The 22,701-nt window shown below is 39.4% G+C and carries 16 protein-coding genes and 1 pseudogene; 12 read left to right on the top strand and 5 right to left on the bottom strand.

The window, feature by feature from the left end:
• The first annotated feature begins 8 nt into the window (after positions 1-8).
• The 3 genes from EU510_RS01075 to EU510_RS01065 are packed head-to-tail and all read left to right on the top strand — an operon-like array spanning position 9 to position 2,496.
• Positions 9-710, top strand: coding sequence for an alpha/beta fold hydrolase (locus EU510_RS01075; RefSeq protein ID WP_149591887.1), 702 nt, complete (start codon positions 9-11; stop codon positions 708-710).
• Positions 707-1,477, top strand: a complete 771-nt coding sequence (locus tag EU510_RS01070) for an HpcH/HpaI aldolase family protein (protein ID WP_149591886.1) — start codon at positions 707-709, stop codon at positions 1,475-1,477. Before EU510_RS01075 ends, EU510_RS01070 begins: the two co-directional genes overlap by 4 nt.
• Entirely contained in the window at positions 1,474-2,496 is a 1,023-nt protein-coding gene (locus EU510_RS01065; RefSeq protein WP_149591885.1) for an ester cyclase, read from the top strand. Before EU510_RS01070 ends, EU510_RS01065 begins: the two co-directional genes overlap by 4 nt.
• Positions 2,497-2,560: 64 nt before the next feature.
• On the opposite strand, the gene EU510_RS01060 is transcribed toward EU510_RS01065, so the two are convergent.
• A complete protein-coding gene (locus tag EU510_RS01060; protein WP_149591884.1) occupies positions 2,561-3,574 on the bottom strand; it encodes an ester cyclase in 1,014 nt (337 codons plus the stop codon).
• 238 nt (positions 3,575-3,812) lie between these two features.
• On the opposite strand from EU510_RS01060, the gene EU510_RS01055 reads away from it, so the two are divergent.
• Genes EU510_RS01055 through EU510_RS01040 form a run of 4 tightly spaced genes read left to right on the top strand, consistent with a single transcriptional unit; the run spans position 3,813 to position 8,360 of the window.
• The gene (locus EU510_RS01055) at positions 3,813-5,423 is read left to right on the top strand and encodes a sodium:solute symporter family transporter (protein WP_149591883.1); all 1,611 of its coding nucleotides are present in this window, start codon (positions 3,813-3,815) and stop codon (positions 5,421-5,423) included.
• A 10-nt stretch (positions 5,424-5,433) separates the two neighbouring features.
• Positions 5,434-6,396 carry an ester cyclase gene (locus EU510_RS01050; protein WP_149591882.1) on the top strand — a complete coding sequence of 321 codons (963 nt, stop codon included), beginning with the start codon at positions 5,434-5,436 and terminating at the stop codon, positions 6,394-6,396.
• A gap of 9 nt (positions 6,397-6,405) precedes the next feature.
• Positions 6,406-7,509 carry a nuclear transport factor 2 family protein gene (locus EU510_RS01045; protein ID WP_149591881.1) on the top strand — a complete coding sequence of 368 codons (1,104 nt, stop codon included), beginning with the start codon at positions 6,406-6,408 and terminating at the stop codon, positions 7,507-7,509.
• Positions 7,506-8,360: a nuclear transport factor 2 family protein gene (locus EU510_RS01040; RefSeq protein ID WP_149591880.1), complete on the top strand. Its 855-nt coding sequence runs from the start codon at positions 7,506-7,508 to the stop codon at positions 8,358-8,360. The genes EU510_RS01045 and EU510_RS01040 overlap by 4 nt, the downstream gene beginning before the upstream one ends.
• Before the next feature lie 573 nt (positions 8,361-8,933).
• Here the strand turns inward: EU510_RS01040 and EU510_RS01035 are convergent.
• From EU510_RS01035 to EU510_RS01025, 3 genes are all read right to left on the bottom strand, one after another.
• Positions 8,934-11,336 carry a TonB-dependent receptor gene (locus EU510_RS01035; RefSeq protein WP_149591879.1) on the bottom strand — a complete coding sequence of 801 codons (2,403 nt, stop codon included), beginning with the start codon at positions 11,334-11,336 and terminating at the stop codon, positions 8,934-8,936.
• Positions 11,337-11,675: 339 nt separating this feature from the next.
• On the bottom strand, positions 11,676-14,030 hold the full coding sequence (locus tag EU510_RS01030) for a TonB-dependent receptor (RefSeq protein WP_188085385.1): 2,355 nt from the start codon (positions 14,028-14,030) through the stop codon (positions 11,676-11,678).
• Positions 14,031-14,498: 468 nt separating this feature from the next.
• Entirely contained in the window at positions 14,499-16,697 is a 2,199-nt protein-coding gene (locus EU510_RS01025) for an exonuclease domain-containing protein (protein ID WP_149591877.1), read from the bottom strand.
• Positions 16,698-16,787: 90 nt separating this feature from the next.
• On the opposite strand from EU510_RS01025, the pseudogene EU510_RS01020 reads away from it, so the two are divergent.
• A pseudogene (locus tag EU510_RS01020) lies at positions 16,788-16,997 on the top strand (tyrosine-protein phosphatase); the annotation flags it as partial.
• 488 nt (positions 16,998-17,485) lie between these two features.
• On the opposite strand, the gene EU510_RS01015 reads toward EU510_RS01020, so the two are convergent.
• A complete protein-coding gene (locus tag EU510_RS01015; RefSeq protein WP_188085384.1) occupies positions 17,486-18,685 on the bottom strand; it encodes a DUF3644 domain-containing protein in 1,200 nt (399 codons plus the stop codon).
• Between the two features lie 441 nt (positions 18,686-19,126).
• Between EU510_RS01015 and EU510_RS01010 the strand changes: the two genes are divergently transcribed.
• The 4 genes from EU510_RS01010 to EU510_RS00995 all read left to right on the top strand — a co-directional run bounded on the left by EU510_RS01010 (position 19,127) and on the right by EU510_RS00995 (position 22,693).
• The gene (locus tag EU510_RS01010; protein WP_149591876.1) at positions 19,127-20,551 is read left to right on the top strand and encodes a sugar porter family MFS transporter; all 1,425 of its coding nucleotides are present in this window, start codon (positions 19,127-19,129) and stop codon (positions 20,549-20,551) included.
• Between the two features lie 131 nt (positions 20,552-20,682).
• Positions 20,683-21,096 carry a YeeE/YedE family protein gene (locus tag EU510_RS01005; protein ID WP_149591875.1) on the top strand — a complete coding sequence of 138 codons (414 nt, stop codon included), beginning with the start codon at positions 20,683-20,685 and terminating at the stop codon, positions 21,094-21,096.
• A 3-nt stretch (positions 21,097-21,099) separates the two neighbouring features.
• On the top strand, positions 21,100-21,501 hold the full coding sequence (locus EU510_RS01000) for a DUF6691 family protein (RefSeq protein WP_149591874.1): 402 nt from the start codon (positions 21,100-21,102) through the stop codon (positions 21,499-21,501).
• Between the two features lie 97 nt (positions 21,502-21,598).
• On the top strand, positions 21,599-22,693 hold the full coding sequence (locus tag EU510_RS00995; protein WP_149591873.1) for a mechanosensitive ion channel family protein: 1,095 nt from the start codon (positions 21,599-21,601) through the stop codon (positions 22,691-22,693).
• Positions 22,694-22,701 lie beyond the last annotated feature (8 nt).

Genomic DNA, 22,701 nt, shown 5'->3' with positions numbered 1-22,701 from the left:
GAGTTTTTGTGGCCAAAAATCCTGTTTATATTTTACCTGGTACTATGTGTAACCACCGTATGTTTGAAGCGCAAATAATTGCCCTTCAAAATGCGGGTTATACCCCTCATGTTATTCCCTTTACTGAACAAACAAGCATTGCACAAATGGCTGAGCTTACTGAAACTATAGCCCTCAAGCCTGCCCCTTTTATAGGTTTTTCAATGGGTGGCATTGTTGCCCTTGCACTTTTAAAATCAAACCCTGAGCTTATACAGTCGCTGTGTTTAATATCAAGTAATAGCCTAGCCGACAAACTCGAACGCCCGGCTATTAGGCAAAAACAAATTGAGCAAGCACACGCTACAGGCGTAGAAAGCGTACTTAAGCACGACTTTTTACCGCATTATTTCCACCAGCCAAATATAAAGCACAGTGAACTTGCATTAAAAATGGCAAATGAGCTTGGTTTTAACGCTTTTAGTGCACAATTAAATGCCCTTGCAACACGCGAAGACACCCTAAACGTTATTAAGCAAACCAATAAAAAATTACTATTTGTTGGTGGTGAACGTGACGTTTTATGTCCAAGTACTATTCAAAAAACAATGCATAACGCTTGCCCTAATAGTGATCTTATTTTATTAGGCAATTGTGGGCATTTCGTCCCGCTTGAAAGAAGTAACACCCTAAACGCACTACTCTTAGATTGGTTGGAGTCTATTAAATGAATTTAAAACAAAAGTTAAATGCTCAACAATTGCTATTAGGCACATTTATAAAAAGTACTCATTATCATAATACCGAAGTACTTTCTCACACTAATCTCGATGTTTTGTGTTTAGATGCAGAGCATGCTCCGTTTGATCGCGGCCATTTAGATAGTTGCATTATGGCAGCGCGTACTAAAAATATGCCGACCCTTATTCGCGTAAGTAATACCGATCACGCCACTATACTTAGCAATTTAGATATCGGTGCCGATGGTTTAGTGCTACCTCACATTAAAACGCCAGAGCAAGCAAAAGCGATTATTAAAAACTGCTTTTATGGCAACAACGGTAGAGGTTACGCAGGTTCAAGCCGCTTTGCAGGCTATACCACACATGCATTAACCGATAACTTAGCAGCCAACAAATCATCTACCTGCATTATTGCTCAAATAGAGGATGCCGATGCGCTTGAGAACATCGATGAATTGTGCCAAATAGACGAAATTGACTGTATTTTTATAGGCCGAATGGACTTAACTATTTCCCTCGGTGAAACCAACCCGAGCGCTCCTATTGTTATTGATGCAGTTACTAAAATAGCTAACGCAGCGGCAAAATATAATAAATGCTGTGGCATGTTTGTTGGTAATTTAAGTGAGCTAAGTCATTGGCAATCGTTAGGCGTAAGCTTTTATTTATTAAGCTCTGATCATAGCTTTTTACTAAGTGGTGCTAAGCAATTACGTGCAGACTTTGAATCAGCTACAAGTGAATCAAAAATATGAGTATCCATAACAAAAATAAAGAGTTAATTAAAAACTTTAGAAATGCACTCTATAACTTTGATATTAATTTGCTCAAAAAAGAAGTCACTAACTTATTTACTGATGATGCATTAATACAACTTTGCTACCCGTTTGAAACACTCGCAAATCCTAATGCACTTATTGAGCAAGCCTATTTACCCCTTAGCAAAGCATTTGTTGGCCTTGAACGTCGCGATACCATTGTAATAGCAGGTAGCTCTATAAACGACTCGGGTTGGGTTGGCTGCTGTGGATACTATACCGGCTCATTCGAAAAACCATGGCTAGGCATTCCACCCACAGGGCATCAAGTGAGTATGCGTTTTCATGAGTTTTACCGGATTAAAAATAATAAAGTGGTTGAAGTACAAGCTATTTGGGATATTCCCGAAGTAATGATGCAAGCAAACGTCTGGCCACTGTCTCCGAGCTTAGGCAAAGAGTGGCATGTACCAGGGCCTGCCACACAAGATGGGTTAATCACCCGTCCTTATAATAACGAACAAGCTGCGCAAAGTTTAAAGCTTGTGGGCGATATGTGTGAGCATCTTGGATTTTATGCAGAAGGTGGCATTAAAGCCATGAAACTGGAGCACTTTTGGCATCCTCATTGTAGCTGGTATGGGCCAAGCACAATAGGCACTGCACGCGGTGTAAAGGGCTTTAGAAACTGGCATCAAATCCCCTTTTTAAATGCCCTACCCAACCGGGTTGGCGATGCAAGTAAAGGCTATTTATTTGCTGATGAAAACTACGTAGGGTTTACTGCATGGCCTGGTATGAGCATGACTATTAGTAACGATGGTTGGCTAGGTATTGCGCCCGCAAATCAGCAAATAACCATGCGTAGTCTCGACTTTTGGCGAGCTGAGAATAACTTAATTCGCGAAAACTGGGTGCTGATAGATATGCTTGATGTGTACAATCAAATTGGAGTTGATGTATTGGCTCGTATGAAAGAACTAACTAAAGCGCGCTATTTAAACTTTGCTCCATAGTCTCTTTTATAACGGTTATATAAGAAAAGCTCTGTAAAACAGAGCTTTTTATCACTTGAAAAAATTAAGTACTCGGATTAGCAATACTTTGTGTGCGTTTTAAAATATCTAAGCCTTGTTGTTTTAACCAATACGGTAAGTCAATAATTACCCAGTTTTCAACTAGCTTATCACCTTCACGATGATATACATCAACCACGCGCATATCAGCAGGAGTATTAGCTCCAGGTAAGCCTAAAAAGCCACCAATGGCGGTATTTGTTAAGTTTGGCCAACCAAAAAAGCATGCATATTCATCCTCAGCAAACCGGCAAATATGGCCATTAAATACTTTACCCGTTAACCCTTCTCTAAACGGATACATATGTTGTTGCTGATAACGCTCAATTGTATATGTAGCACCAATACCCGCAGGGCCATACCAAACCATGTTTTCATCCCATGTTTTTGCAAGCACTTCAGGTGGGCAGGTATTTATACCGCTTTGATTAAGCGCGGTTAGGTTATCAATCATCTGATTAACCAAGCTCATTGTGCGCGTACTTTGCTCATCGCTCCCTTCACCTAAACGAACTCCATCGTGGGTACGTGGCCCTGGATAAGTAAAATATTGCCCGGTAGAGAGCGGTAATGGGTTTAAACCTACTTGTAGCATCACCCCAATAATATCGACAAAAAAACCAGTTTGAATAATTTTACCGTCTTTAACACAGTTAAATTCAGCGTAGCGAATTGTCGCCAATTTATGAGAAGGCGCAATACCTAACCAGTCACGATCAAAAAGGCCCATAAAGTGGCCCATACTCATTACCCACTCGCCGCCATCAGCTTCGCTTTGCCCTGCAATAAAAATATCTTCACGGCGCTGAAGTGCTTTAAAAGAATAAAATAAAGGCTGCCAAACATGCTCAATTACATCATAGGCATTATTTAATTCATTAAACGGATGCACACCTTTAAAGCTGTAATTATCTGCCAAGTATTCTTTAAATACAGCATTTAAATCATTACCTTGTGTTTTTTCTAATGCAGCATGAAACTGACGAACCAACTGCTTATTATTAATTATTTCTGCCATGATGTTCCCTTGTTGTTTGCGCAATCAAATTAACACTCTTAAACCGCAAATAAATACGCATTGCTAAAATGTATTCTATTTAAAGAGTAATTAAAAGCTTGTAAATACTAAGTTATAAATCGATTTAAAATAATACTAATGACAATTGACTTCGAAGTCAAAGTGATTCATGATGATTCAAAATAAAAAGTATAAATAGGCTAATTAGCCCGTAATACCTAATCTAACAGGATTAATTATGAATGATTTTGGATTATTGAATTGGAGTATTCTCATCGGGTACATTATTGCTAACCTCATACTTGGGTTTGTAATAAGTAAAAAGGTGAGCAGTGCTAATGACTTTTATATTGGCCGAAAAAATACACCTTGGTGGGCTATTGGTATATCGGTAGTGGCAACCTATGTTAGTGCGCTTACATTTTTAGGTGCGCCAGCGTGGTCATACAAAGAGGGTTTATCGGTTATTGCCATACACTTAAACTACCCACTCGTTATTGTGGCTGTTGTGTGTTTGTTTTTTCCGTTTTTTTACAATGCAGGTGTCGCCTCAATATACGAATACCAAGAGCGTCGTTTTGGTAAAAAAGCGCGGATTTTAATCTCCACAATTTGGCTTATTTCACAAACAATGGGCTCAGCCGCGGTACTCTATGCAACCTCTCTAGTACTTGCCTTTATTGTTGATATAAACGTTATAACCGCCATATTTTTGGTCACTATAATCGCACTAATATATACCATGCTAGGAGGTATAACCGCCGTAATATGGACCGATGTTATTCAATCAGCAATATTATTTATTGGTGCCGGCATTATTATGTATGCACTTATTACCTCGATGGATGGCTCGTTTAGCTCAACACTTACTGAGTTAAAAGCACAAGGTAAGTTAGACCCTCTTAATTTCTCGTTCGACTTCACTAAAGTAACCACCGTTTGGTCTGGCGTGCTAGCTATGTCGCTTTATCACATCACTGTTTACGGTACTAACCAAATGATGGTGCAACGTACACTTGCTGCTAAAAACATTGGTGATGCTAAAAAGTCATATCTATTAATGGGCTTTATTGCATTCTTTATTTACCTGTTTTTTATATTTATGGGCGTGTTGTTTTACAGCTACTACGGCGGCCGTACATTTGAAAACGATAACTTAATTATTTTACAGTTTGCAGCCGACTATGGTCTACCAGGATTAATGGGAATAATAGCGGCAGCCGTTATGGCCGCTTCTATGTCGAGCCTTGATTCAGCGCTTAATTCGCTTTCAACAATTAGTACTATCGACTTTTATAAAAAGTATTTTGCACCGGATAAAAACGACGCACATTACTTAGGTGCAACACGCTTATTTACCCTTGGCTGGGCAATTATCATCATTGTACCCGCCATTATGTATCACCTTTACAGCGAAGGCTCAATTTTAGAAATACTCACCAAGGTAGGCTCATATTTTGTAGGTGCTCAATTAGGTATGTTTGCTCTAGGATTTTTCTCTAAGCACACCACTGAAAAAGGCCTCTTAATTGGCACATTAGTATCGTTTGTAACTGTTGCAGTATGTGCCCTCTACACCGACATAGCGTGGCCTTGGTACTGTGCAATTGGTGCCATAACGTGTGTTGTATTTAGTATTGTTTTGAGTATCGCTTTTGATGGTTTTCAAGAGGAATACAACGAGTACACCATTAAAGGTCAGTTAAGAGCATTTAAAGAACAAAATCGTCCAGAAAAAGAAAACGGCTGGTACTTAATTCCGGGTAAGTTTGACTCAATAAACTACTGGTTACTTGGCTTTTTTGTAGTGAGCTTCGCGTCTCTCATGTTATTTGAACATTTTGTATAAGGTGAAATAAATGAATATTTTAGAACAACTTTTTGAAAACTTCAGCGCTGCAAAATTACCAAACCAAGCATTGCTTGCTGATACCGTTCAATGGCAGGTAAGCCACCCTTTTGAACCAATTACATCTAAACAAAATGTAATTAATAATTACTTTGGTGTGCTTAAAAACTCATTACCCGATATAGAACGTAAACCCTTTATTTCTATTGAGGGCGACTACAAAGGCGAGCAATGGATATGCGCAACAGGCTACTTTACCGGCACATTTACAAAACCGTTATTAGGTATTCCAGCCAGCGGTAAAAGTATTTTTATCCGCTATAGCGAAATGGCTCAAATAGAAAACAATAAAGTAATTAACGTTTATACCTTTTTAGATTTAATCGATGTAATGAACCAAGTGGGTGTAAATCCACTGCGTCCAAGCTTAGGTTATCCGGGTTTAATAATGCCCCCCACTACACTTGATGGTGTGCCTGATACAGCTAAAAACGACAAACTAAGTAAAACCAACGAACAGCTCGTAATTGATATGCTTACTGAGCTTGGCCGCTACGATGGTAAAGACTTGTATAGCATTAATTTAGAAAAATATTGGCACCCAGATTTTATTTGGTATGGCCCAGCCGGTATAGGAACAACCCGAGGCATTAGTGGTTTTAGAGAGCACCACCAAGCTCCATTTTTAAAAGGGTTCCCTGATCGTGGGATCAATAAAACACTCTGTTTAGTAAGCCACGACAATTTTGTAGCCACCGGTGGCTGGCCGCACATGTATGGCACCCATACCGGTGAAGACTGGTTAGGATTGCCGCCTTCTGGCAATAAGCTGTTCCCGCGTGTTATGGATTTTTGGCGCTGTGAAAACGGAGTTTTAAAAGAAAACTGGGTCGCTATCGATATTCCTCACTTATTAGAGGGAATGGGTATTGATATATTCGAACAAATGCAAAATAAAATAGCAGCAAACTAAGAGATACTTATGAGCACACAAAACACAATTACCCAACCTTACTGGCTGCCTTTATCGAGCGTATTAAATCCGCAAAGTAAAAAACAGCAAGCGCTTGTAGGGTTTGACGAAGAGTTTGTTGATATTGTTGATTACATTTTACGTATTACGCACCGCATTTGGGAGCAAAAAAACATTGGTTTATGTTATCGCTATTACGCTGATGTATGTCCTGTTTTTACACTTGGTGCTTACGGCGAAAATATTGAAGATGTTATTCAAGGAACACTTAAAACCATTGCAGCCTTCCCTGATAGAAGCCTAATTGGCGAAAATGTTATTTTTTCAGAAGACGGCAACGAGCATTACTACTCATCACACTTAATTAGCAGTGTAATGAGTAATACCGGTAACTCAGAATTTGGCCCTGCTACAAATAAAACAGGCCGAGTAACCACCATTGCCGACTGCGTTTGTTTTGAAAATAAAATAGTAAAAGAATGGCTAGTACGCGACAACGGCTTTTTAGTTAAGCAACTTGGCCTAAGTATTATCAATGTAGCCAAACACATGGCCAAAGTACCAAGTAAAGAAAAGCATACCCTATGGCTTAATGAAGAGTTTACTCGAGTACAAGCAATTGATCACCGCACGCCAAGCACTCCAATTTTAGACGGTGAACTGGCCGCATTTGCGCATAACTGGCTAGATACATTATTTAACCAAAAGCAATTTGCTAAAATACACGAGTTTTATAGCTTAACGGCCACACAACAATGGCCAAGCGGCAGAATGGCAACCGGCCTTGCACAAATAAATGGCGTATTTATACAATTTTTTGCCAACTGCCCTGATGCCAAATTAACGATTGATCATATAGCTATTACCCCATTTGACGGGACCACGACAGATGTAGCGATACGCTGGTCGCTAGCCGGCCACTTTAATCCGCAAAATAGCGAGCTAAGTGAGCTTAAACAGCAGCCTTACTTCATTTTAGGCGCATCGCATTTGCGTATTAAAAACAAAAAAATCATCGAAGAAATCACCGTTTTTGATGAAGTAGCACTTTATGCAAACTTATTTAAAGCACATGCATTAGTTAACAAATCACAGTTGGAGGAAAATGCATGATCAACGCTATTATCGATTTATACACTAAAGCCGATATTGAAACGCTAAGCAGTAAATTGCTTCGTAGTAGCCGCTGGCAACAGCACCATTTTACAGCCATGGGCGCTTTGCAAGCGCAGCCTTTATGGCTTAGTTTTTTAGCTCAGCATGGTGTGTCTGAGTGTGTATCGCACACACATAATGTTGGCGCAGAACGTGAAACCCTACAGCTGGTTTTACAGCCTAAAAAGCTTAAAAACCCAGTGCGTTTAACGTTTGTAATAAAACACAACGGGACTTTTATTAAGTCAGTAAAATGTGTGGTTGATACGTTGTCGCTAACGAATAACGAGTATGTAAATACAACGGTAAATAACAGCTCGGTTATTCCTAAACTACCAAAAAGTGACCCTATTATTGTTAGCGATTTAGATAACCAACTGCACCCTACTACTTTTCATGCAACCCCCAGCGCTATTTGCGAGCTGCCCTCTCACACTGCTCGTACTTTAGATAACTGGTGGCAAATTTGGCAAAGCAACAACCTGGCTCACTTTAATACCCTTTATACTCCAAGCGCTACAGCCATTCTTGCAGGTAATACAGAGCCACAACCTATCAGCGCACTGCTTGATTGCCACTTAGACTTTACACAGTCATTAAGCAGACGTTACGCCCAGCTAGAAACCGTTGAGTATGACAGCACGCAAAACCAAGCCACCGTATGCTGGACCCTCGATGGCAGCTTTAACGCTAAAAATGTACGTGTACGTCAGCAAATAATTAGCGTTATTAGTATTACCGATAACCAAATAACCCACGAAGTAATGCAATACGACACGCTGGCACTTAACCAGCAATTTGCACTATAGGGTAACCTTTTCCACTTCCCTTCAAGCGCTCACTGAGCGCTTATTTTATAAATGGCCTTTGTACCAATCTGCAATAATACTTAATCAATTTTTGCCTTGTTATCAACAAGGCATTTTACCTAAATATAAATCACTTAATTAAACGAGTTGGTATTACTTATATAAAGAAATAACGATTTAAAATAGTTAAAGGCAGTAAATAAAGTATCAGCCTCGCCTTACAAACCCCGAGTATGCAACCAACAGCCAAGCGCCCAACTTTGCAAGTTACACACTTATGGCTTTTATACACTTAAAGCTTTTATACACTTATATACACTTATGTATTTAGCTAATTTAAATTAAAGGCAGGTAACGAGGTATTTGCATTAGGAAACACGACAAAATAGCAGCCATTTCTATGAGAGGGTTAAGCTTACAATCTAAAGCGAATGAAAACGCACTTAATGAATGAGAGCACAGACTTATTAAGTACGATAGTAACGCTAACGGCGAGCTAATTAACAAGCTAAAAAAGCCAGCTAATAAATAGCTGGCTGAAAGTGATGACCATAGCGGCCATTTTAGGAAACTCTAAAACTGATATTTTAAGCTCGCACCCCACGTACGCGGGTTGCTCCAGTTTGCTTGTACTGAGTTAGCTGGCAAACCATCAACAATTTGTGAATGCACCACGCCACGCGTTAATATGGCTTTATCACCAATGTTTTTAACATACGCTTCTACTTGTACACTGTCGTTTATGTACCACGTTAAGCGTGCATCAGCCATTAAATGTGCATCTACTCTTACCTCTGGAATGTTTGTATCAAACGCGTAGTAATCGTCTAAGTAATTCATTTGAATATACGGTACTAAGTACGAGTCGCCCCCTAAACTAAATTCATAACGCGCCGAAAGCCCCATGCTGTACTCTGGCGCCATTGCAGGTCGCCAGCCTTCAAAACTAAATTGGCTTGAATTATCGTTTATATCTTGACGCCCGCCTTGGTTACCAAGCGCTAGCAACGGGCGAAGTTGCTCGTTACCCACAGCGTAACCATCAGCAAATTCGCTATCCAATAACGATAACGTACCGGTAAGCGTTAAATTCTCAATTGGTACCCACTGAAGGTCGGCTTCAAGGCCTTTTGTTTCTACGTCACCGCCATTTTCGTAATACTCAAATGTTGTGGCTGTACCTGCAGACACACATTCTAAAACGGTATCACCCGTTGTTGTATCGTTACATGACGTTGCAAACAACTGTGCTTTTACGTCTTCGTACTTATTCATAAATACCGACACATTTAAACGCATTGCACCATCTAGCAAGTAGCTTTTCATACCCATTTCGTACGAAATAACATCTTCGTTATCATAAAGTGGGTCTGCACCACGTGCTACCACGCGCGAGTCGTTTGCACCACCCGTTCTGTAACCCGTGGCTACGCTTGCATACACCATTATGTCTTTGTTTATGTCGTACTCTGCAGCCGCTTTATATAACATTGCAGAATCATCCCAATCGGGAATGGTATCACCAGTAAACGCTTTATCGTCTTGGTTAACACGCAAGCCACCTACAACACGTAAGTCTTCACTAATTTGATAACGTAACTGCCCATACGCTGCGATAGATTTAGCCGTATGTGGGTCGTAATCTGGATTCCCCCACGAAGGCACAACAACAGAGTCTGAAACACCGTCGCCTGTTGTATCTGCATGCGATAACCAGCTCCAATCAGCTTCTTGGTCAAAGTAGTAAAGTCCACCAATCCACGAAAAATCACCGTCATCGTTAGATGCAAACTGTAACTCAGACGATAGAGTTTTTTGGTCATCCTCACGGCCAAAACCACCTACAAAATCAATACCGCCATCGCTATAGTCGTTGTCGTAGTATTGCTTGCCGCTAAGGGTTGAATAGTTAGTCGTCCACTTAATATCAGCAAAATCGGTATACCACTCAAGTGCTACCGTGGTCGAAAAGCTTTCTTGTTTATCAAGCGAAAAACTATTGCGATAAACATCATATGGACCAAGATCTTCGTGCTGCGCATCACTTGGCTGATAAATATGCCCAGCTGTAATTGTAGGGTTAGGATCAAATATACCGGAGCCAGGTGACGTTTCGCTTATTTGGTAACCCGCAATTTGCTGATAACCCCAAATAGCTTCTGAGTTTGAGTTTTTACGCGAGTAGTCAAAACGTACCGTTGCGTTAAACTTATCGTTTGGTTGCCACTTAGTGACATTACGCATATAAAACTGATTTTTTTCGCGTAAATCATCCGAAGGTCCTGGAATCACTAAATTATTAATATAGCCATCATGGCGATCAGAGGCCACTACAAAACGAGTCGCGATTGTATCGCTTACAGGAATATTTATAATACCCTCGTAAGCACTGCGGTTATAACTCCCTGTTTCAACTTTTATACTCCCCAGTAAATCGTCAAAAACAGGTTGATTAGTAATTATATTAATACTGCCAGCAAAGGTGTTGCGCCCGTATAGAGTACCTTGTGGGCCACGCAGCACTTCTATGCGCTGCACATCCACCAATGCTCCTAAACCAGATGAGGTAGTAGGTACGTAAATGCCATCTTGAAATATGCCTACAATTTGCTCGGCAATACCGGTACCTGCTACACCCACTTCATTAGTACGTGCGCCGCGCATGGCAGGACGAACCTCACCACCAGATGACCCCATACGCAAACCCGGTACAACCTGCTCAAGACCCGTAACATCAATAATACCGGCACGGGCAATATCAGCCTCCCCGAGTGCAGTGATTGATGATGATACTTCCTGTAGATCTTGTGAGCGACGGTTTGCAGTAACGGCTATGCGTTCAATGGCTGGCTCTTTAATTTGCTGCTGAGTTTGTGTTGATGTTGCTTCTTCGGCGCTGTGAGCATTCATTGTGGTTGCTGCAATAGCAGTTGTTACAGCAAAATGAACGAGAGTCCGAGTAAATTTAGCTTTCATTATAATTATTCTCCCGAGTTTAAAACGTGTCTACTTCTCCCCAACTCTACATTTTCAATTATTACAGTAAACAAATTGTATCAATTGAAAATGCATTGATACAAAATAGACTTCGAAGTCAAAAAGATCAACAACTTTCTGGCCAATAATTAACCTTAATTAATAAAAACTACAAATAACAACAGCTTAAAATTAATACAATCATAATTTCGAAATCTAAAAAATAAAAAGGCCAGCAATACAATATTGCTGGCCTTTTAAATAATATCCAATTTTATTAATAACTTAACTTCAGCTAAACCCTAACTGAGTATAAGGCAGTTAAAAGCAATAACAGTCTTAAAAGTTGTAACCTATTCTTACACCATAAGTGCGAGGATTAGCATAGTCAGCAGCCGCTACGTTACCGCCAAAGCGAACCGTTCTAAGTAAAATAAGCTCATCACCTGCATTTTGAACATATGCGCGTATGGCCCACTCATTATCGGCCGAATACCATGCAATGCTGGCATCGTATTTTTGATAGCTATCTTGCGTACCAAACGAAAAAGGGAGATCGTTGGTCGTATACGAATCCGATAATTGAATACTGGTAGCAGGCACAACACGGCCTTTATCACCTAAATCAAACTCGTAACTCGCCAATAAAGTAATGTTATATTTTGGGCTTAACTGCACTTCGTTACCGTCAAGTTGCAGTAAGTTATCTACGCCATTAATGGTCTCTCCGCCTTCTTCAAATACATTTGGCGTAACAAAGTCGCCATAAGTCGAGTCTGTAAACGCGGCACGTGCCCCTAGGCGCAATGCATCACTTGCCTGCCAATCAATTTCTAACTCAAGACCAGCTGCATCAATTTCGCCCGCATTACCAAAAAACGATACCGCCGTACCGCCTACGTTTTGAAAACGAGTAGAAAGTAAGTCCTCGTATTGGTTGTAATATAAAGAAGCGTTAAATCTTAATGAATTATCAAGCAGCATGCTTTTAAAGCCAACCTCGTAAGCCGTTACTGTTTGCTCGTCGTAGCTATTTTCGCCATTAAAAGCGCCCTGTGCATTACCCGCTAAAAATCCTGTAGAAACAGTAATATAAAGCAATTTAGAATTTGTTAAGTCATGTTCTACGCCTAACTTCCACGTTACTTTACTCCAATCGCCATCTGCGTCTTTAACTTCTAATTCTGAAAAATCTAGCGTGCTTAAATCATTAGTATTTTGACCGTAAATATCCCACTCACGGCTATCATTTGTATACCTTATGCCGGCTATACCGCGTGTATCATCACTAAATGCGTAATTACCTTGAAAGTAAGCCGCCGCTGATCGCGTTTCTAACTGAATTTGGTTTAACCAAGGTGCATATTGAAGCGCTTGAGGCTGCGTTGTATCGGGTACATTATCAACCACGGCTCCATAGCTCGCATTTAAAAAAGCGTTATCTAGGTCCTCTGAAAATAAGTAAATACCAGCCACCCACTCAAAATCACTTTCGTATGTAGAGCTAACTTGTACTTCTAACGAGTTAGTTTTAGATTCAATTGCATTACCATCTACAGTGGCTGCATAAGTCGAAAAATCACCATCGGTAAGGCGCGTTTCTTCGTAATCCATTGAGGCTGCAATTACTTTTAAATCAACCGACTCAAGCGACCAGTTTAACTCGGCGCTAATACTTACATCGCTTACATCGCGTGATGGCTGATAATCAAACTGCTGATTAAATGGGTCTGACGACACACCTTGTGCAGTATCAAGCCCAGGCGTTGCTGTATTATCTAAGCCTGCACCAAAGCGACCACAATCACTGCCACACACATCATCGCGGCCAATTCGCTCAGTTAATGGTGCCGACAAGCTTGTTTTACCTGTCGCTGGGTTTATAGGAACGCCTAAAATATGATAGCCAAATGCACCGCCGCCATTTGACTCGTCCTGCCATGTTTCTACTTTTACATTCAAATTTACATCATCGTTAAACTCAGTAAATATTTGGCCACGTAAAAAATACATATCAGCATCTTTTAATCCTGCTGATTCATTAAACGAATTCTCTACATATGGGTCGCGTATTTCTCGCACCCCAGTAAAGCGTACTGCGGTATCATCGGTTAAGGCGGCATTAAAAAAGCCTTCACCGCGTAAATGACCATAATTACCAAATGTTGTAGCCATACCGCCTTCGGTAATATCAAGCTCTGGCTTTTTAGCTATTACATCAATTGCACCACCAAATGAATTACGACCAAACAGCGTACCTTGAGGCCCGCGAAGTACTTCTACACGCTCTAAATCTACAAAACCAGCAAGTGCTTGTCCATGACGAGGGCGATAAACGCCATTAGAATAAAACGCAATGGCAACATCGTTAGCTTCTACTTGCTCTGTTCTGGCACCGCGCATGGCGGGGCGAGCATCACTGCCCGACACACCCGACTTTAAACCTGGCGCTAGGCTATCAAGGCTTAAAATATCGGTAACGCCATTTTCTAGTAAGTCTTTAGCCGACACAGCAGTAACTGCCAAAGGCACCGATTGAATACTTTTAACCCGCTTAGTAGAGGTAACAGAAATAACCTCCAACTCTTTGTTAGGGTTTAATTTTGCTTCTTGTGAAAATACAGATGCTGAGCCTAATAACGCCGTATTTACAGCAGCAAAAATAAGTGTTTTACGTAAAATATTCGTCGTCATGAGATAAATTCTCCACCTGTTGAAATGAATTTTATTAAGCATCTGTGGGCACTATGCCCCACCATCACATTCTTATTATTTATAATTATTAAAAATGCGACATTTAAATGACTATTTTTTCGACTCATAAAAACTACCGCCTTTTGCATTCGAATGCAATAGAGGTTAATGCAGATTTTACATGTAACTAACATACGCTATAAAAACAAACGCATGAAACACACTCAGGTAACTAATAATAAACAAATTTAATTTTTACAGCTGATTTAAAGCTACTGGTTTGATCAGTTTAATATAGTGGATTTAAACAAAGAAAGGAGGGGAAATACAAACAAAGCGCACCACTTAGACTTCGAAGTCTAAGTGGTATTAAAGACCTACTTTAAACATCAGCACATAATTAATTTTCAATTAAGTGCTGACTATTCATAGCATAACTAGTTAGTGGCTTTTAGTTAACCTGAGGATCTATTCACTACTTTGGGATTCCTGAATAAGTAATAGTAACTCGGCAGTGGCAGTGGCATCAGCCAATGCGCGGTGATGGCTGGTTAAATTTAAATTAAAATGCGATGAGAGATTCCCCAGCGAATACGACTTTAAGCCTTTAAACGCTTTGCGCGATTCAACCACGGTGCACATTTTTGGCATTTTAAAAAAGTGCCCTGCAACCTCACACTCTTTTTTAATAAAGCCGTAGTCAAAGTTCACGTTATGGGCTACAAAAATACTGCCTGCGAGTTTATCTAATAGCGGCTTGGCTATATCGGCAAATACAGGCGCGTTGTAAACCATACTATCGCTAATACCGGTTAATGACGTAATAAAGCCAGGTATATGGCGCTCGGGGTTAACTAAGCTAGTCCAAGTATCAATTACTTTACCGTGCTGTACTTTTACAAGGCCAATTTCGGTAATACGGTTACCGCCTTTTAAGCCGCCTGTGGTTTCTATATCGACCACACTGTAAATACGGTTAGGGTCTACAAACCACTTAACCGCAGCAATATATACCGTTAAGCCCACATTTTTTAAATTATCAATGGTGGTTAATTGGTTGCGCCTAAGCTTATCGCCAGGGGCTTTTACCTCTTCAAAATGTACTTTGCCATTATTTATTACCATTAAGTCGGGGTAGCCGTCTTTTAGCTGTAAATAATGTTTGCTCATAGCCGTTAAATGAGTAATTAATGCCTTAAGTGGGCTGTTTAAAATAAGCGCTTCTAGTGGCTCTAATAAATTGCTGCGCCATCTAAACAAACCGTTAGGTTGCTCAAAGTATTGCGCTGCATTTTTGCATACTAAGTTAAGTAATGCTTGCGACGTTTGGCACTGTGCTAAGCGTTCATTTATCTGCGTTTGCTGCGCTTCATAAAAATTACCAAGCCTTAATACTTGCGGATAAATATCAAACTCATTGCATGGCGGATAAGGCGACTCCACAAATAACTCATGCCAAAATACTAAACCAAACAAACTTTGCCAAAGCGTGTTTTCGGTATTAAATACAGCCATACCTTGGCGAGTATAATAATCGTTTACGCCCTGCTCTACTTCACCTCGGTATAGTTCATCTATTTCTAGCACGCACTGAGTGTCGGCAAGCATGGCACTTAAACGCGAACGTGTTTTTTTATTAAACTTACGCATTAAAAAATCGTCAGCAAAATACAGTAAATCATCAGTAAGGGGATTTTCGATAATGGCTTCTAATCGTGCTTTTACCCACTCTTTATTGCCAAGCCTGTATTGCTCTCTTATTTGAATTTCTTGTGCTTCGCTATCATCCACGCACCCTTCAAGTAAACTAAAAGCAAGTTCGCTATCAACTGTTTTTAGCTGCCTATAAAGCCTAACTAATAGTTTGTTTTTTAATACAACGGCAATTGCACCATGTGCAGCTTGCACTAAAACCTGCGACGCTAAATCGACGTAATCGCTCTCATCTGTAATATTTTTAAATGCTAACCGGTAACGGTTTAATAAATAGTTTGATTGTGCTTCGTCAAGTGTTTCAAAGCGCGACAAGCTCTCGCTGTGGCCTTCGCGCGTAGCGGTTAAGCCTAAGTCTCGCATTACAAAACGGTTTTGATGATTCACATCACCACCACTTAGTTTGCCTGCAAATAAAAACTCAAAATATTCGTAGTAATCACTACGGTTGTTAATTACATACTGGCTATAAAGTGGCGCAAGCTCTTGTGGGCATGCTTTAAAAAACTCTCGCGCAATATCCACCAGCGCGCCTTTAGCGGCGCTTTTTTTAAAGCTTATTTGCTCACTGTAATTACTTAGCAACTCAACCAGAGAAGGCTTAGTTAAGTGCGCTAAAAGCTGCGAATAATGCTGCTCATTTGGCTCAAATAAAATGCCTGCTTTTTTTAGCGTATAAATAGCCTGATGCGGCGATGTTATTTCTTCATAATTAAGCGATTGCGCCTGCACCAAATAAGGCTTGCGCGAGTACACACGCGCCAACATGCACTGGCTTTGCTCATCTAGCTGATTAATTTTACTAATAAATTCACTATGCTTGGGCTCAAGTAAATGCATACATTTACTTGTTACAAACTCAATAAGCTCTTTAAAATGCGCTAAATAGTATTTTGCTGGTAATTCTTTTTTCATAATATCGCCATAACTGTATATAAAAACAGTATCTAGCATTTATGCTTATTATTCAATCTTAAACTTGTAATCAGTAATGCTTATAGTTGCCATATAAAAATAATGTAGAGTCAATAAGCACTAAATGTAAAAAGCGACATATTACAAGCCATACAACACAAACAAACCATTGCCATACATTGCAAAGGCGGCACTGGCCGCACAGGGTTGGTTGCTGCGCTTATTTTAAACTCGGCAGGTTACACAAAAGAAGAGGTATACGACCTAGTACAAGGCATTCGCCCTAAAGCACTGACTATAGAATTGCAAAAAGAGTATTTTAATAACTCTGAAGCGTGAAGCAGGAACTGAGCAAGATTTAGCACTATAAATAGTGCTAAAAATACTTTTAAGCTAGCTATGGATTAGCGATTGATAACGCTTAACTATTTGTTATGTGTTATATCAATAATATTTATCTAGACTTATCGGGTTTTATTAGCAAAGTAACAAATAACGTTGAAAATATAAAAAATATCGAAAAAATACTATAAACAATGTCGAACACATCAGTCTCAATGTCGATTAAAATATAAGCACAAAAATACGTTAAACCAGAAAATACGTAAACTAAAAAATTGTTCCACTTATCACCGGCTTTGATTTGAGCGTAGTAAGTAAGAATCAAAGTTACTATACCAATACATATAAAAGTCAAATTTCACTCCTAAACACGTAAAGCCCGCTTATGGGCAACCAAAACTTAGCGCCAATTTGGTTATAGTTTGGCGAAGCACCAAAACTAAATCGCCACGCAGTTTTGGGGTTCCAGCGAGAAACGAGCAACTTCACCGTTTCTTATATGAATCAACAGCACTCTTTAACCAGTTGTTTTGTTTAACTAGATTATTTACAAACCAGTTTACAAATTTAGCAGAATATCGATGGATATCTGTGTAGTTGTGATATTCAGAGTTGTTATTTGCCTTAATTTTATGCTTAAAAAGTACTGCTTGAAACGAGTAAGACGTAACTTTTAACTCTGACTGATCTCGGTTGATTTGCTCGATTGCAGAATTAGTAGTATACGGGTGAGTAGCATTCAGGTCTTTTGCTGTAGTGATTATCACTGCCTGTTGCCCGTCTACACCTGTACTCAAAGTGAGATCAGCTTCATCCGTTTTTTTAGATAACTTAAGCTTATAATCGATTGATATTGTATATTTATCAGAATCAACATCTTTACTAGTTTCTTCAAACTGTTTTAAAAAAGTTAAAACTTCTTTGGCCGTTAATTCACCATATGATTCTTTTATAACGCCTATTTCAGGTTCTGGTCCATCAATGACTAAACTCAACATTCCCACACTTTGTCCTGATAGTGGGGAATTGCCCATTTGATTTTTATAACGTTCTTGGTAATTTAAAACATTAGCTTGGAAAAGTCGTGATAGTTGAGGTTGTAATTCAGGTATAAGAAGATGAGTAGCATGATCTCTTAGCTGAATTAATGTTTCAATGTTCTTTTTTACGGGGTCATTATTTTGTAATCGCAGCGGTAAAGCATCTGAGATACTAATACTTTTACCATTGGAATAAAAAACCTTCTCATGACCTAAAGAATCTAAAACTTCAGCTTTTAAAAATAACTCCCAAGAATTAACCATCATAATAGCAAAAGCTTCAACTCGATTACTTAAGCTTGGGCGATTATAAACTTCTAAAGCAAGTGTAAATGCATCAAGGCTACGTTTTATTAGCTTTTGATAAATTTTCTCATCTGGCGTTAGTACTTTTGCAGCCGTACTTTGTGACATTAAACGGACAAAATCGTCATTTGATAGCTGAGAACATCCCTCAGAAACCCAGCCACCTTTTTCAGATTTAAATATAAATTTTCCTTTTAGCTTTTCGGATATATATTTATTAACGCTCTTAGGACTATAACCTGTTTTTTCAGCTGCATCTTGAAAAGTAAAAGATCTTCCATCTTTCTCTTTCTCTCGGAAGAAATCTAATAATAGGACCCTTTTATCAACTCTAGGCATTTACACTCCATGTACAATTGCTTACTAACAACTTTATCTACGATATCTGTCGTTTTATAAACCGACAATGTTCCTATATTCAATGCATTTACCTTAACCACCAAATAATCACTTGTAAACAATTACCTAACTTCCTATCAATTTATGTAATTGCAAAAGCACACTTAAAGGTACAGAACAGTAATATTGTTCCAACAGGCACTTCCTATACAAAGCATATTATTTATTAAAATTCAGTCTGTGTTATCTAAAAAGGCAGTAACTTAATTTTAAAGTAACGCCGGTAAGCTAATACCTTTAAATTAAAGCCATTAAGTTGAAACCTTTAAAAACAACATAATTTATACTCGCCAAACCCTTTATACCCGCACAAGCATATTCAACTAGAACGCTTTACGATATTATGCTCCTTTGAATTTAATTTAACTTTCAGGGCATATAATGACAACGCACACACCGCCTTCCCATTCAGCCAACACAGCTGAAAACACCTCTCTTATTTACGTAATATTTATATCGGCCGTTGCTGCTATTGGTGGCTTTTTATTTGGTTTTGATTCGGGCGTTATTAACGGCACAGTGTCGGCGCTCGGTAATGCATTTAATTCTAGCAGTGTGGCTACGGGGTTTAACGTAGCGTCTGTGTTATTAGGGTGCGCCCTAGGTGCGCTTGCTGCGGGGCCGCTGGCTGATAAGTTTGGTCGCCGTTCAATTATGATCGTCACTGCGATTATTTTTGCCATTAGTGCCTTTGGTTCGGGCATTAGCGAAAGCTCTGCGGAGTTTATTTTTTACCGTTTATTTGGTGGTTTAGGTATTGGTGCTGCATCGGTATTAGCGCCAGCTTACATTGCTGAAGTTGCGCCACCAGCACTACGTGGTCGTTTAGCTACATTGCAACAACTCGCTATTGTATTGGGTTTATTTGCTGCTTTTTTAAGTAACTATTTAATAGCTGATGCAGCAGGTAGCGCGCAAAATATTTTAATGCTTGATATAGCCGCTTGGCGCTGGATGTTTTGGGCTGAGCTTGTGCCTGCTGTACTGTTTTTAGTGGGTGTGTTGTTTATTCCTGAGTCGCCTCGTTATTTAGTGGCGCAAGGTAAAGTGGATGATGCAAAAACGGTATTTAGTAAAATTTCGAACGACAACGTTGATGCGCAAATAAGCGATGTTAAACGCTCATTGCATAGCGATAAAAAGCCAAGTATTCGCGATTTATTTATTGATAACAGTAAAAAAGTACACCCAATTGTTTGGGCGGGTGTGGTGCTGAGTGTGTTTCAGCAATTTGTGGGTATTAACGTGGTGTTTTATTACGGCTCTGAGCTGTGGCAAGCAGCTGGATTTGACGAGTCGCAATCGCTATTTATAAATGTACTCGCAGGTACTACTAATATTGTATCGACCTTTATTGCCATTGCCCTAGTTGACAAAATTGGCCGTAAACCACTGCTATTAGTAGGCAGTATTGGTATGTTTATCAGCTTAAGCGCGCTTACTTATATATTTGGCAGTGCAGGCCTTGATGAAGCAGGCAAACTTGCCCTTAGCGATAATATGGGTACATTTGCGCTTATTATGGCTAACTTATTTGTGGTATTTTTTGGCTTAAGTTGGGGCCCTGTTGTATGGGTATTATTAGGCGAGATGTTTAATAACCGCATTCGCGGCGCAGCGCTTGCTGTTGCGGCTAGCGCACAATGGATTGCTAACTTTGCCATTACCATGACCTTCCCTATTATGCTTGCCAATATAGGCCTTGCCGGTGCTTATGGCTTTTATGCGTTATCGGCACTTATAAGCATATTCTTTGTTGTTAAATACATAAAAGAAACACGCGGTAAAACGCTCGAATCTATGTGATTTTTAAAAGCGGTGCTATTAATCGCCAGCAAAAAAGTAACGGGTGCTAACTACTTAGCGCCTAATCAACAATTATCAATAGAAATGAAACAAACCGGTGTAGGCGTTTCTATTGTTTGGGAAATTTAAAAATGGTAACAGAATTCACCCCAGTATCGGCTGCAATAGGCGGGGCATTAATAGGTATAGCGTGTACGTTACTACTGGTTTTATACGGAAAAATTGCGGGCATATCGGGCATTGTTAAGTCTGTATTTGCTAAAGCAAATTCGGGCTCGCGTTGGCAGTTATACTTTATTTTAGGGTTGTTGTTGGCAGGAGTGGCAGTAAAGGTATTTTCGCCCTCTTTATTAGAAGGCGAATTACAGTTGCCGCCTTGGCTTATTGTTGTTGCAGGGCTTTTAGTTGGTGCAGGTACAACGTTAGCTAATGGGTGTACAAGTGGCCATGGCGTGTGTGGCATGTCGCGATTTTCTACTCGCTCTTGGGTTGCAACATGCACATTTATGCTTGTCGCCTTCATTACAGCAAACCTTGTAGGATAAATAATGAAAGCAATTATGATGGTTGTTATAGGCTTTATATTTGGCTTAGGACTTATTATTAGCGGGATGACAAACCCTGCTAAAGTGATTAACTTTCTTACCTATGGAAACCAATGGGACCCAAGCTTAATTATAGTGATGGCTGTTGCCATGCTAATAATGATGCTTACATGGTTATGGGTTGCAAAAAAAGAGAAGCCACTTATTTCAGGAACGTTTAATTTAAGTAATTTAAAAAATATTGATGCGCGCTTAATTATCGGCTCAGTACTTTTTGGTTTAGGCTGGGGTTTAAGTGGTATATGCCCAGGGCCTGGTTTGGTTCAATTGGTGTCTCTTAAAATGGAGTTTTTATTATTTTTTGCAGCCGTGTTAGGCGGTATGTGGTTAGCCAAAAAAGTATAATATTTGCTGCCGACTAAACTCGGCAGCTACTTTTAACCAAACAAAGGTACATAACTTGCTGCAATATATATAAAACTATATTGAACAGGTTTAAGTTATGCTAAATAAAGCGCTGGAATTTTCTAACAGCACACCTTGGTTAAGCGCAGCGTCCTCTCTTTTACTTATAGCTATACTACTGTTTTTAATTCGTTTTTTTGTAATGTACTGGCTAAAAAAATGGACTTCAAAAACCACGTTTATATTCGATACATTACTAATAGAGTCAATATCTAAACCGCTAACACTGTGCACAATTATTGTGCTGCTCACCATTTTAGAGCACGACACCTTCATTATTAGTACTTCTATTTCTCAGCAGATCCCTTTTAATAGCATTAATATTGTATTAGCGCTGCTTGCACTTATTATGTTTTTAGACCGTTTTATTATTGGCACTATTAATTACTATGGTAAACAATCTGCCGTGGTTTTTAATTCAAAAAGCATAATTAAAGGCGTGATACGCGTCACATTATCGTCAGTGGGATTACTGGTATTAATGGGCACGTTAGGTATTTCTATCACACCCATTATTGCCTCGCTAGGTATTACATCACTGGCTGTTGCTCTTGCCTTGCAACCTACCCTTGAAAACTTTTTTTCTGGCGTACAGCTAGTAATAGATAAACCTATAAGGGTGGGTGATTTTATTGAACTTGAATCTAAGGAGCAAGGCTTTGTTGATCATATAGGCTGGCGATCTACATGGGTTAAAATGCTGCCCAACAATATGATTATTATACCAAATAGCCAATTATCTAAATCGCGTATTATTAACTACTTTTACCCTGAAAAAGAGCTAAGCGTGCCTGTTGATATAAGCGTGCATTACGATTCAGATTTAGAATTTGTTGAGCAAGTAACACTTGAGGTAGCTCGTGAAATACTTATTTCACACGAATGGGGCGTTGATGATTACAATACCTTTGTGGTTTTTCATACCTTTGATAGATCAAGCATTAACTTTACGGTAATGCTTAGAGCTAAAGAATACTTTAATCGTTTTTGGGTTAAATCTGCTTTTATAAAAGCCCTGCATAAACGCTATAAAAAAGAAGGTATTGTAATCCCCTTCCCTATTACGGCTATTAACACTACTCAAGAATCCGCTAAATTTAATAATGATAAAAAGGTGCAAGGCGATACTTAAAAAAGCGC

It is taken from the genome of Pseudoalteromonas sp. FUC4 (genome assembly GCF_008370255.1).
Classification (GTDB): Bacteria; Pseudomonadota; Gammaproteobacteria; order Enterobacterales; family Alteromonadaceae; genus Pseudoalteromonas.
The sequence above is the reverse complement of the archived record's forward strand: the minus strand, read 5'-3'. Positions and strand labels throughout refer to the sequence as shown.